Consider the following 12753-nt stretch of genomic DNA (forward strand, 5'->3'; position numbering starts at 1 on the left):
GAATGAATTTAAATAACCAAAGTCTTGAAAAATCTCAGGAAGAAGTAGGTATTGATTATAAGAAATACATTGCAAGGGTTATCACAAACTGGCCGCTGTTTTTGATTTGTATAGTGGTGTTTGGAGCTGTGGGATTAGTTTACAAAAGATATGCCACTCCTAATTATAAAGTTAATGCTTTAATGATAGTTGAGCCCGAAGATAAAACAGGGGGAGGCGGTTCTGCGGCAGGCGGCTTAAGTAATTTAACTGATATATCATCTTTATTCGGTATCCCTAATAACGCCGAAAATGAAGTTCAGATATTGAACTCAAGGCACATCGTAAGCAACGTAGTAAAGGCGTTGAATTTAAACGTTGTAATTAGATTAAATGGGAGAATTAAGAAAACAGAACTTTTTGACGAAGCTCCTTTCACAGTTGACGTTACCAATAAACGCGATTCTATTGATCTCAGAAGGTATAATGTAACAGTTAAAAATGATCTGATACATATACACAACAGCGTTGAAGATATTGATATAAATGCCAAGTATGGTCAGAAAGTAAGTTTACCGCAATATGATATTGTTTTCAATCCGACGGGAAACCCGGTAGACAAGATCGGTTATGTTGTGGATATTGCGTCTGTCGAATCTTCTGTTGAAGCTCTATCTAAAGGTGTACAGGTAAGTTTGTCCAGTAAAACGACCACTACGATCAATCTATCTTTAGATTATCCCAATTCAAAAAAGGGTGAGGCCATCTTGAATAAGATGATGGAGATTTATCTGAAAGCCAACAGGGATAATAAAGTTCAGATTGCTGATAGTACCCTTACATTTATTGACGAACGGTTAGAATTGGTAGGCAAGCAATTGCAAGGAGTAGAACAGAGTTTTGAGCAATTCCGAAAAACAAATAAGATTGCCGATGTTGATGAACAATCAAAAGCTTTGATAGGATCTGCAAGCGATTTCCAAAAACAGATCAGTGCACTTGATGTACAAATTTCGGTAGTTCAGGATTTGTTGAAGTTTCTGAATAATCCAAATAACAAAAAGGTTATCCCTGTTACAGCGTTAGGATCTGATAATCAAACTATCTCTGATGTTGTAGGGCGCTATAATGAATTGTTGCTTGATCGTGATCGCCAAAGTTTGGCAAGCACCGAAAAAAACCCTTATATACAAGCTCTTGATAGTCAAATTGAGAGCCTACGCCTTATCGTACTGAAAAATATCAATTCGTACTTAAAAGGGTTAACCGTAAGCAGAGCCAATCTCCAAAATCAAAGCAATAGTTCTTTAAATAAAATAGAAAATGTGCCCGCCCAGGCAAGAATATTCTTAGATTATACAAGACAGCAAACAGTTAAGCAGGACCTGTATGTTTACTTATTGCAAAAACGGGAAGAAACAGCAATATCTAAAACATCAACCATTTCAACAGCAAGGGTAGTAGACCCGGCTAAAAGCAGCTATGAGCCTGATAAATCAAAAATATCACTGGTTTTTGTATTGTGTTTAATAATGGGCTTTGTTTGTCCGTTAGTTTTTCTGGGGATAAGAGAAATGTTGAACGTCAAAATTATTTCCAAATATGACGTTGAGGAACATACTAAAATACCGGTTGTTGGAGAAATTAGCCACAATGACGAAGAACAATCGTTAGTGGTTACCAATAAATCAAGATCTATCATTTCCGAACAGTTTAGAGGATTGAGAACAAATTCTCAGTTTCTATTAAATGCTGACAAACCACAGGTAATAATGGTAACATCAAGCATGAGTGGTGAAGGGAAGTCATTTATATCATTGAACCTGGGTAGTGTATTGGCTCTGAGTGGCAAAAAGGTTGTTTTTATAGAGTTGGATTTACGTAAACCAAAGCTGTCTCAAAACATAGGGATTGATAATAGCTACGGGTTTACGAATTACGCTATATCAAACACGGTTGAAGTTGACGCAATTATTAAACCTACATGGTTTAGCGAAGATTGTTTCATCATTAGTTCAGGCGCCATTCCTCCAAACCCGTCCGAATTACTACTCAGCGCCAAGCTTGGTACTATGATTGAAGAATTAAAGAAAAAATTTGATTATATAATTATAGATAGCGCCCCAGTAGGTTTGGTTTCTGATGCATTGTTAATTGAGAAATATGCCGACCTCACTTTGTATATAGTACGGCAGCGTTATACTTTAAAAGCTCAATTAGGTCTTATAAATGATCTTGTTGTATCAAATAAAATGAAAAAAGCTTATTTGGTCATTAATGATATCGAGACTAAGAAAGGCGGGTACTATGGTTACGGGTACGGCTACGGGTACGGCTATGGTTACGGTTATGGCTATGGTGATTATATAGATCAGGGAAACTCAAAAAAGGGCTTTTTTGACTTCATCAAGAAGAAGAAATAGCATTATGAGATCAACTATTTAGTTGATCTCATAATACTATCTAACAATAATCAGCATCGAATTATTGATAACTAAAATTTATTTTTTATGGCAGGGAATAGGTATGAGCAGCTTGATTCACTAAGAGGGATTGCGAGTTCTCAGGTTTTTTTGATGCATTTGCTATCGATCTCATCGGTATTCTTTGCGGCTACTTACTGGGGAGTGCCCGATGCGGGCACTATGTATAGCACCTCAAAGTGGGCATATATCCTTACCTATACTCCGTTAGCGTTCTTTAAAGCTGGTAATGAAGCCGTTGTTTTTTTTTTCATACTAAGCGGGTTTGTTTTATCAGGAACACTATTTAACAGAGTTAATTATCTGCTATTTAAGCAATATTTAGTAAAGAGATTTTTTAGATTATGGGTGCCTTTTATTATCGTTATTGTACTCTCAATAATTTTAAGAAAGCTTTTTTACACCCCGGGTATTAACAGCCACCCTGAAATTAGCTTTTGGTTTAAAAAAATGTGGGAGCACCCTGTTTCTGTAATCAATTTTATTAAATTTCTTTTTTTACAAGGCGGTACGCACAATGTTGATACTACATTGTGGAGTTTAATAATTGAAATAAAGATATCTATATTATTGCCGCTTTTTATTTTATTGATGGACCGGCTCAATAATGGATATAAAAACGCGGTGTTTTTAATAGTAGTAATCTTAGTATCGCATTTTTCTTTTTCTTTATTAAGCGATAACCCCAAGATTATCTATGATGCAAAAGTTTTACATTATGTGTCTCCTTTTATTTTGGGCGCTTACTTAAATAAGTATCTGAAATTTTGGGTTAATAAAATAAATAACTACTCAAATTTATCTGCCTGTGTTTTGTTCTTTATTATGGTTATTCTTTATTGTATTGATGGGCTAAAGCATTTTATTGAACCGGTGCCTGCCCTGTATTACATAGTTGATAGCATAAGTTATGAGGTGCAAATGTTTGCAAGTTTGGCCTTTATCATCTTGTCATTTCATAGTGTGTTTCAACGGAGGTTATTACATTCTATTTGGCTTCGATTAGGCCAGATATCATATAGCCTTTACCTGATTCATCCCTTACTATTATTAAGTGTTACTTATTTGCTGTTGCAAAAATGGCAACTGTTTGAAATATGGGTGTTGCTTATACCATTAACACTGGGCTTGTCATATGTGTTTTATAGATATGTGGAAACCCCAATAAATGATTACGGTAGAGAATTAGCCAAAAAGTTAAAGGGAAAGAAAGCAGAAGTGGATAATAAAAAAAAAACTGAGGAACAAGTTAAAATTAAAGCCATATAAACAATTTATAATATTAAATAATTAAGCATGAAAGTAGTAATATTAGCTGGTGGATTAGGAACCCGATTATCAGAAGAAACGATACTTAAGCCAAAACCAATGGTTGAAATCGGGGGTATGCCAATATTATGGCATATAATGAAAATTTATTCTCACTACGGGTTTACAGACTTTGTTGTTTGCCTCGGTTATAAAGGCTACTTGATAAAGGAATATTTTGCCAATTATTACCTGCATAAATCCAACGTAACAATCAACCTGGCAAATAACGATGTAAAGGTTCACGATACCCAAGCTGAGCCATGGAATATTACATTGGTTGATACCGGTTTAGAAACAATGACAGGTGGCCGTTTAAAACGTGTAAAAGAATACCTAAACGGCGAACCATTTATGCTAACCTATGGTGACGGTGTTGCCGACATCGATGTAAACGAACTGGTAGCTTTTCATGAATCTCACGGCAAATTAATAACGCTCACTTCTGTACAACCCGAAGGCCGTTTTGGGTTGATAAACTTTGATGATAGCCAAAAGATTTTGTCGTTCCAGGAGAAACCGAAAGGCGATGGAGGATGGAGTAATGGTGGTTTCTTTGTTTGTCAGCCTGAAGTTATCGATTATCTTGAAGATGATACTACAATATTTGAACGGGCACCACTCGAGAATCTTGCGAAAGACGGCCAATTGTTCGCCTACAAACATCACGGTTTCTGGAAACCTATGGATACCGTGAGAGATAAAGCGCAACTCGAAGAAATGATTGCTTCAGGTACCGCCTCATGGATTAAATGGTAGTTTTTTCTATAATAGATAAGTACTTATACTAAAAATACACTATGGAAAATTTGTTTAACGGCTTTTATAAAAACAGAAGAGTGCTTGTAACCGGGCACACTGGTTTTAAAGGTTCGTGGTTATGCTTAGTACTTAATAGGTTAGGTGCCAAAGTTTACGGTTATTCGCTGCCTTCTCCAACAACTCCGAGTTTGTTTTCTATCGCTCGTGTGAACGAACTTGTAACTTCTGAAATAAATGACATCAGGAATTATAACGCCCTTGCGAAATTTATGGATGAGGTGAAACCTGAAGTTGTTATACATATGGCTGCTCAACCCCTGGTAAGAGAATCATATAAAAACCCTGTAGAAACTTACGAGGTTAACGTGATGGGCACCGTAAATCTTTTACAAGCTATAAGGAACACAAAAAGTGTAAAAGCGGTAGTAAATGTAACCACTGATAAATGCTATGAAAATAAAGAATGGGTTTGGGGATACAGAGAAGATGAACCGATGGGCGGCTATGATCCATATTCAAATAGCAAAGGTTGCTCGGAATTAGTGACATCATCTTTTAGAAATTCTTTTTTCAATCCGGAGGCATATAGTCAACATGGAGTTGGCCTGGCATCTGGCAGGGCTGGGAATGTGATTGGCGGCGGCGATTGGGCAGTTGATCGTTTAATACCTGATTTTATTCGTGCTATCACTAATAACGAAAAAGTTGTAATAAGAAACCCTAATGCCATTAGGCCATGGCAACATGTTCTTGAGCCGCTTTCAGGTTATTTAACGTTAGCCGAAAAATTGTATCAGGATGGTGTTAAGTACGCTGAAGGATGGAATTTTGGCCCTGATGACTCTGACGCGAAGAACGTAGGCTGGATAATTGATAAGATATGTTCACTATGGGGTGATGGTGCTCAGTTTGGATTGGACACCGGCAATAACCCACACGAAGCCAATTATTTAAAACTGGATTGCTCAAAAGCCAAAACTTTGCTCGGATGGTATCCTAAATGGGGAATAGAAACCGCGTTAGGAAATATCGTTGAGTGGACCAAGGCTTACCGCGATAATATGGATATGAAAGAGGTTAGCTATAAACAAATTGAGCGCTATTTTTTAAGTTAAGTGTATAATAGTTTTATATAATAATAGAAAAATGATATTTACTGAAACAAAATTAAAAGGAGCTTACATAATTGACCTTTCTTTAAGGCAGGATGACCGTGGTTTTTTTGCCCGCGCATTTTGTGCTGATGAGTTTAAAAAGATGGGATTGAAATATAACATGGTTCAAAGCAACCTTTCTAAATCAATACACAAAAACACACTCAGGGGGATGCATTTCCAAATTGACGGCGCTGAAGAAGCCAAACTTATACGCTGTATAAGAGGCGCCATAACTGATGTTATTATTGATATCCGCCCTGAATCAGCTACTTATTGCGAACATATATCGGTTGAATTAACCGGAGATAATTACAAGATGATATATGTACCTGAAGGATTTGCACACGGGTATCTAACAAATGAGGATAATTCTGAGATCTTTTACCAGGTTTCAAACTTCTATACTCCTGGCAGCGAAAGGGGCATAAGGTGGAATGATCCGTTATTTGGTATTAACTGGGGCATAACCAATCCGATAATTTCTGAAAAAGATAATTCTCATCCTGATTTTATAAAAAAATAATCAAGCATACCTATGAAAGTACTTATAAGCGGAGGCGGAGGCTATATCGGATCAAATTTATTAAATAAAATAATTGACAAAAGCGAAGCGGTAGGGGTATTGGGTAGAAAAAACAATCTTTCTGTTCAGTCAGAAAAAATTGTTTTTTATGAGGCGGACATTACGCAGCCAATAAAAATAGAACTTAAGCATCAATATGACGTGTTTATCCATTTGGCCGCCGCGAATGATATTGATTCTTTGGATCCTAAAACAGCTATGCTCACTACAGTATTGGGTACTAAATACTGTCTTGATCTGTGTAAGGCCAACGGCATAAACAAGTTCATTTACTTTTCAACTTTCCAGGTATATGGAAAGGTAAGTGGAGTAATGAATGAAGAAACGGTGCTTGAGCCTGTAAATGATTATGCTATAACCCACATGCAGGCCGAAGATTATGTTAAGATGTTTAGCCGCACAACTTCAATAAAGCACATTATTGTAAGGCCTACTAATATTTATGGTGCCCCGGTTAATAAAGATATTGATAGATGGACACTTGTGCCTAATTGTTTTTGCAAAGAAGCGGTTGAAAAAAAGACCATCACATTAATGAGTTCCGGAAAGCAAACAAGAGATTTTATCGATTTGAATGATCTTTCAAACGTTACTATTATGCTCTGCGAATCATTTGCTGATTATGAAAATACAATCGTTAACGGAGCATCCGGAAACAATTTTACCATAGTTGAGATCGCTGGAATAGTAAAAGAGATTTATGAGGATAAGTACAATGAAGAGTGCAAACTGGTAATAAAATCTGATCAGCCTTTAGAAGCAAACGAGGTTTCGATAAGTACGGATATGATTACAAAATCGGGATTCAGTTTATCCGGTAAAGAATCTATCAGAGCCGAAATTTCGAGGATATTTGATCTGCTTAAATAGGGTATCGCCCGGCTCAAATTAACATTTAAAATTCAGTTCTATTAACGTAACAACGTATGTTGCACAAGATTTTCCGATATCTCAAGACATTAATCAAAATGGATTATTTTTCCAGGTTAATGTTAATCAAAAGAACATATCGTCACGTTTTTACACAATTTTATTTAAAGTTTTTTTTTAACGGAGTTGGCAAAAAGGCCATAGTTTTTAAGCAAAATATATTAGTATTTGCTAAAGGAATTACATTAGGAAATAACGCAATTCTTTTACCTAACAGCCGGATAGAACTTTTGCCACGTTATGCAGGAGTGGAATTTGAACCTAAGTTAGTTTTAGGTGATAATTCGCAAATTCATCCAAACTGCCATATTACCTGTGCAGATTCAATAGTTATCGGTAACGATGTAATTGTCACATCAAACGTAACGATTACTGATATAATACATCCGCATGATGACATTAACATTCCGATAAATAAAACTAAGCTCAAAACCTTTCCGGTAAAGTTGGGTGATCAAACTTATGTTTATAACAACTCGGTTATACTTCCGGGCACCGAAACAGGCAGGCATTGTGTAATTGCCGCTAATAGCGTTGTAAGTGGAAAGTATCCTGATTACTGTGTGATTGCTGGAGCACCTGCCAAAATCATAAAAAAATATAATGCAGAATCGGGTTTATGGGAAAAAGTTTAACCGTGTTTACAAGCCGCAGAAGTTGCTTAATACAATCTTTGTTTGGCTTTAATAATATTTAATGTTTGTTTCAAAATATCCTTATTAATAATAGAAAAATTATTTTATGAATAAAATCCTTGTTGTTACAACGGCTCATGATGAAGATTATCAATTTGACCAGTGGTGCAGTTTTTATAATGAGTTTAAAGATGAAGTGTATGAACACGTAATTGTTGATAACGGTTCAAAACCCGGCTATAAAAAGAAAGTTAGGGACTATTACACAAATTCAACAATTATTGAGCTTGAGAAAGATGGTGGTGTAGCAGGTGGCTTCAATGCCGGGATAAAATATGCCATGACCCGGGATTGTACGCACATCATTTTTATAATTCAGGATATGTACCTTCCAAAGGGCAGCCTTACCCGTATGGCTGAAATAATGGAAGAAAAGCCTGAATATGGAGTTATATGCCCGGTGATTTTTTATGAAAAAAGATCGCCCATAATTCGCGAATACGGAGGTGAAATTTCAACTAAGGATTTTGTGATAAAGAAACATTATGTAGGATCTAAACTTGATGCTTCTATCCCGGCTTATAAAGAGGTGACTTTTGTTTGTGGAGGAATGTATATGGTTAAAAAGGAGTTTTGGGAAAAAGTTGGTCTTTACGATGAGAAGATATTTTTATACGGCGACGAAACAGATGTATTTTACCGGGCAGTAAAACATGGTATTAAGATAGCGGTTACCACTGATGTTCATTGCTGGCATGAACATATATGGAAAGATGGCGCAGGTGAAAAAGGAAGGCGGTTCCCATCAAATGAAGCGTTGTTTTATACCGCACGTAATTATTTCTATCTGATTAAGAAACATGGAACCGCCAAAAACCTGGTATATGGCATTGGCAAGCAATTATGGATGCTTCCTAAGTTTGTATACAGGTACATTTTCAGAGATTATTTTCCTGATAAGGTTGGTGTATATATAAAAGGGCTAATGGTAGGGTTGTTTAAAAAGATATAGTGAATAGGTAAGGCGATGATCCATCCCATTTTTACAGCCTGAAAAAAGATTTTAATTTGATAATGGTTAGTTTAGTAGCGAAGTTTAAAAAAGTAGGCACCTTAAAAGTTGTAAAAAACTTTAGCGAGTTGGTTTTTGGTAACCTGGTTTATCAGGTTTTTAACCTTCTGAGCTTAATTTATATAGCCCGGAGATTAAAATCAGAAGGCTTTGGTGAATTTAGTTACCTACTTGTGCAGGGACAGTTATTTGCTACCATAGCTTCTATCGGGATTAAGAATATTTTAATTCGGAATATAGCCAGAGATCTGAATCAATCAAATACAATTTTTTGGGCTGGTATTTACCTGCAGGGTATCGGATTTATTGGGTCTATTATTTTATTAGGCCTGTACAGCTGGTTGGTATCTCCTTATGATGCATTTACGTTTGTTATTTTAAGTATTAATATAATGTCGTTGAACTTTTGGGATACTTCTGAAGCTGTTTATATGGCTCATCAGAGAATGCTTTATCCCGGAGTGTTAAAATCAATAACATTAGCCATTTGGGTAGTTTTCATTTTTGTCATAAGTAATAAATTGTTTACTTATCAAACTATGTTTATCACCTACACTATAGTGTTGTTTATAAACATAGTGGTTGCCTACTTTGCGTTAAAACAAGCTAAATTGTTAGATAACAAAATAGTTGATTTTGCGGCGACAGTGAAAAACATTTTTGGTCAGGCTTTGCCATACTTTATACTAATCGTGGTAAATCTTCCGATAAACTTTTTGGCAAACAACTTTTTGAAAATAAATAGTAGTAATGCTGAGTTAGGATACTTTAATACAAGCAACAGGCTTACACAGCCCGTAAAATTAATTACAACTCTTGCACTTTCTTCTTTTTTTCCTAACGTAAGCGTGTTATGGGTTAACAATGCCGAACGTTTTAAAGATAAGATTCAGCAATTGATGCCATTGTTTATTAATATTTTATTGCTGATATGCGTGTTCTTTTCAATTTTCAGCAAGGAGATAATCCTCATTGTATTCGGAAAGGACTATCTGCCCGCTATTTTTATTTTTAAATATCAAATTTGGTTTGTTTTCTTATTTACTATCCAGGGTTTGGTCGGAACACTTTGGATGGCAGCAGATAAACAAAGGATTTTGTCGATATGCGGTATAGCGAACGCTATATTATGTACTCCTGTATTGTGGTTTGGGTCGTACTATGGGGCAAAAGGCGAAGCGCTGGCATATTTTTTATCATATTTGATTATTACGCCATTATTGTTTTTGGTTTTCTACAGATCATTGAAGCTAACGTTTTCAGTTATGATAAAGCCTTCAATAGCTTCACTTGCGGTAATAGCTATTGGTATATTTATACCAGATAATAGCTTGATCTTAAGAATAGGAGTATGTGCTTTGATATTCTTTGTTATACTGTACTTTAATAATAGTAGCATTAAAGCTTTTTTTAAACGTGAAAATCAATAACTGTGGTTAGTTTTTTTAATATAATAATGCGTAGATGGCAGTGTTGGGGGTTAAACGGTAAATAGATGAAATTAAAAACTATTTTTCTTTCGCTTATACTTTTTATGGGATCGGGCTATTTCAGGTTGATCTTTTTTAGCGTGAATGTTATTGCCGTAAGTCAGGCGCTGGTTATAATTTATTTATTTGGTACTGTGTTAGCCAATTTGAATAAGTTAAAACTTACCATTTTTCAAAGGCCGATTTTTTTTATACTTGGTTGTGTTTTTATCAGCGCGTTCAATGCTATAATGTTTCATGATCAGGATTTCGCGACTACTTTTCTCGAGCAGCGGTTCATGTACTTTTATTTATTATATTTTTATCTGTTGGTAACAAAGCCGGATATAGATATGATGTATAACACCATATTGATCCTGGCATCACTGGTTTCTTTGATAGTAATCATACAGGTAATAGTTTATCCAATTGAAATTGTAAATAGTTCCAATTTTCTCGTCGAAAGATCAACCGTTCGATTCAGAATCGACGGGCAGGAATACATATATCTGGGACTGTTTTTCCTGATTGACAGAATGATCCGCCAGGGATTTAAGGTATTTCAATTCGCATTAGTTATTCTTTTAACGGCAGGCTTGTTTTTACAGGGGTCGCGCTATATATTGTTTGCTTGTGCCGTTGGTATATTCCTTTTATTTATCAACTCTAAAGAAAAAGCAAGGGCGATAGTGGTAATGTTCCTTTTATTTGTAGCAGCTATTTTCTTAATCCCAACTAAGTATTATGAAGAGATAACGGCTTTAACGGCCGATCAGATACATCAGGGCGATAGCTACATCAGGGTAAAGGCCGCCAATTATTTCTTGTTTAATTTCTCTGATAATATTTCGGAGGTATTGTTTGGAAATGGACAGTATGATGCCAGTTCGGCATATGGCGCCAAAGTAACGCGATTAGGTGCATCTGAAGGGTATTTTTTATCCGATGTAGGTTTCATAGGAGATTATGCACGCTTTGGACTAATTTATCTGTGTGTATATTTTTCCCTGATATACAAAACCATGCGAAAGTCAAAGAAAACAACGGAGTTTTTTTTCTTAATAACAATACTCTTAATGAGTTTACTCAGCTGGCCATTTTCTTATGCTGCGGGCGTTATCTGCTTTTCAATCTGTCTTTATATAGTCAATGAAAAAGCCCGGTTAAAAAAGATAATGTTAAATAGTCAGGCAGAAACGCAACTTATTAAATCATGAAGGTAGCTGTATTTGCATTAAATTATAAAAACAACTATTCTGGAGGGCGAATCCACGCGCTGATGATGGCGCATGGCTTTGCTGCAAACGGTTATACGGTTGATTATTATACCAATTTAGCGCCGGTGTTTTTTGATGATTTTAACATTTACCCCGGAAGCGGAAATTTGCACTTAAAAGTGAGTAAGTATTTTAATTTTCCGCGTGTAAATAATTACGATTTATTACTGGTTGTTCCGCACCTGGCTTCAAAAAAATCTATCGTGTTTGATAGGTTCTTTTTCTATCCAACTGTTAAGAAGTTTCAACGTGCTTCCAAATGTCAGTTGTGGTTTCTTGATTTCGAAAGTCCAAACTGGATTAATAAACTAACCCCGCAAAGCAGGCCGGAGAGTGCTTATAAATATAGCAATAAGATTTTGCCATCAGTTGATGCAATACTGTCAACTACGAAGGAAGGAACAAAGTATGCTGAAGAATATTATGCCCGATTTAATCCTAACTTAAGTTTTAAACAACTGTATCTGAGTATTAACTCAAAGGTTGCAGATGGTTTTATCGATACTCAAAAAAGAAACCAGGTTATTTATTTCGGACGTTTTGGAGAAAAGCACAAAAACTCAAATGTGCTTAACGATATTATAAATGCTTTACCTGCCGGGTATATTTTACTTGTTATTGGTAATCCGGCAAAATTAAATCCGGAGATATATCAGGCTTTGATCAATCAGGCAAAAGAAAACAGTATCGAGTTGGTTTTTAAATCGGGTATTTCTGAGTCCGAAAAATATAAGCATTTAGCGTCGTCAAAACTATTAATCTACAGTTCGTCATTTGAAGGGTATGGTTTACCACCTATAGAGGCACAGTACGTTGGAACGCCGGCGTTATGTTCTGATATTCCGGTATTGAGAGAAGTAAATAAGGGAGCTGAGTTTATCAACTTTGATGATAAAGAAGCATTAACCGCCAAAATTAATAGCATGTTAAACACAAACTATGACAAAGACAAGCTTAAAGCAAGTGTAAGTTCTTTTGCTGAGTTTGATAATTATGTTAAAAATATAAAATATTTAGTTGATTCAATTTAAGATAGAATACATTGTAGAAATGCCGGGTAGTAAAAGGGCAGCTGAAAAATTTTGAATTAATAAACGG

At 35.7% G+C, this 12753-nt stretch carries 11 protein-coding genes; all 11 read left to right on the top strand.

Annotation, left to right across the window (positions count from 1 at the left end):
- The first annotated feature begins 2 nt into the window (after positions 1 to 2).
- Positions 3 to 2402, top strand: coding sequence for a GumC family protein (locus tag ABID99_RS02310; protein WP_373612718.1), 2400 nt, complete (start codon positions 3 to 5; stop codon positions 2400 to 2402).
- A gap of 87 nt (positions 2403 to 2489) precedes the next feature.
- Positions 2490 to 3731, top strand: a complete 1242-nt coding sequence (locus ABID99_RS02315; protein WP_373612719.1) for an acyltransferase family protein — start codon at positions 2490 to 2492, stop codon at positions 3729 to 3731.
- A 27-nt stretch (positions 3732 to 3758) separates the two neighbouring features.
- Entirely contained in the window at positions 3759 to 4529 is a 771-nt protein-coding gene (gene rfbF, locus ABID99_RS02320) for a glucose-1-phosphate cytidylyltransferase (RefSeq protein WP_090528649.1), read from the top strand.
- A gap of 41 nt (positions 4530 to 4570) precedes the next feature.
- Positions 4571 to 5647: a CDP-glucose 4,6-dehydratase gene (gene rfbG, locus ABID99_RS02325; protein ID WP_373612720.1), complete on the top strand. Its 1077-nt coding sequence runs from the start codon at positions 4571 to 4573 to the stop codon at positions 5645 to 5647.
- 31 nt (positions 5648 to 5678) lie between these two features.
- A complete protein-coding gene (rfbC, locus tag ABID99_RS02330; protein ID WP_090528643.1) occupies positions 5679 to 6212 on the top strand; it encodes a dTDP-4-dehydrorhamnose 3,5-epimerase in 534 nt (177 codons plus the stop codon).
- 12 nt (positions 6213 to 6224) lie between these two features.
- Positions 6225 to 7142, top strand: coding sequence for an NAD(P)-dependent oxidoreductase (locus tag ABID99_RS02335; protein WP_188833327.1), 918 nt, complete (start codon positions 6225 to 6227; stop codon positions 7140 to 7142).
- A gap of 98 nt (positions 7143 to 7240) precedes the next feature.
- Positions 7241 to 7837 carry a hypothetical protein gene (locus ABID99_RS02340; protein ID WP_373612721.1) on the top strand — a complete coding sequence of 199 codons (597 nt, stop codon included), beginning with the start codon at positions 7241 to 7243 and terminating at the stop codon, positions 7835 to 7837.
- A 106-nt stretch (positions 7838 to 7943) separates the two neighbouring features.
- Positions 7944 to 8849: a glycosyltransferase family 2 protein gene (locus ABID99_RS02345; protein ID WP_090528633.1), complete on the top strand. Its 906-nt coding sequence runs from the start codon at positions 7944 to 7946 to the stop codon at positions 8847 to 8849.
- A gap of 62 nt (positions 8850 to 8911) precedes the next feature.
- Positions 8912 to 10339, top strand: coding sequence for an oligosaccharide flippase family protein (locus ABID99_RS02350; RefSeq protein WP_090528630.1), 1428 nt, complete (start codon positions 8912 to 8914; stop codon positions 10337 to 10339).
- Positions 10340 to 10404: 65 nt separating this feature from the next.
- Positions 10405 to 11595 carry a hypothetical protein gene (locus ABID99_RS02355; RefSeq protein ID WP_090528627.1) on the top strand — a complete coding sequence of 397 codons (1191 nt, stop codon included), beginning with the start codon at positions 10405 to 10407 and terminating at the stop codon, positions 11593 to 11595.
- The gene (locus tag ABID99_RS02360; RefSeq protein WP_373612722.1) at positions 11592 to 12686 is read left to right on the top strand and encodes a glycosyltransferase family 4 protein; all 1095 of its coding nucleotides are present in this window, start codon (positions 11592 to 11594) and stop codon (positions 12684 to 12686) included. Before ABID99_RS02355 ends, ABID99_RS02360 begins: the two co-directional genes overlap by 4 nt.
- Positions 12687 to 12753 lie beyond the last annotated feature (67 nt).

The organism is Mucilaginibacter sp. OAE612, assembly GCF_041806395.1.
Classification (GTDB): Bacteria; Bacteroidota; Bacteroidia; order Sphingobacteriales; family Sphingobacteriaceae; genus Mucilaginibacter; species Mucilaginibacter rubeus.

Excerpts from the sequence above, each read along its gene's own strand:
- ABID99_RS02310 (WP_373612718.1), top strand. The coding sequence starts at position 3 with ATGAATTTAAATAACCAAAGTCTTGAAAAATCTCAGGAAGAAGTAGGT.
- ABID99_RS02315 (WP_373612719.1), top strand. The coding sequence starts at position 2,490 with ATGGCAGGGAATAGGTATGAGCAGCTTGATTCACTAAGAGGGATTGCG.
- rfbF (WP_090528649.1), top strand. The coding sequence starts at position 3,759 with ATGAAAGTAGTAATATTAGCTGGTGGATTAGGAACCCGATTATCAGAA.
- rfbG (WP_373612720.1), top strand. The coding sequence starts at position 4,571 with ATGGAAAATTTGTTTAACGGCTTTTATAAAAACAGAAGAGTGCTTGTA.
- rfbC (WP_090528643.1), top strand. The coding sequence starts at position 5,679 with ATGATATTTACTGAAACAAAATTAAAAGGAGCTTACATAATTGACCTT.
- ABID99_RS02335 (WP_188833327.1), top strand. The coding sequence starts at position 6,225 with ATGAAAGTACTTATAAGCGGAGGCGGAGGCTATATCGGATCAAATTTA.
- ABID99_RS02340 (WP_373612721.1), top strand. The coding sequence starts at position 7,241 with ATGGATTATTTTTCCAGGTTAATGTTAATCAAAAGAACATATCGTCAC.
- ABID99_RS02345 (WP_090528633.1), top strand. The coding sequence starts at position 7,944 with ATGAATAAAATCCTTGTTGTTACAACGGCTCATGATGAAGATTATCAA.
- ABID99_RS02350 (WP_090528630.1), top strand. The coding sequence starts at position 8,912 with ATGGTTAGTTTAGTAGCGAAGTTTAAAAAAGTAGGCACCTTAAAAGTT.
- ABID99_RS02355 (WP_090528627.1), top strand. The coding sequence starts at position 10,405 with ATGAAATTAAAAACTATTTTTCTTTCGCTTATACTTTTTATGGGATCG.
- ABID99_RS02360 (WP_373612722.1), top strand. The coding sequence starts at position 11,592 with ATGAAGGTAGCTGTATTTGCATTAAATTATAAAAACAACTATTCTGGA.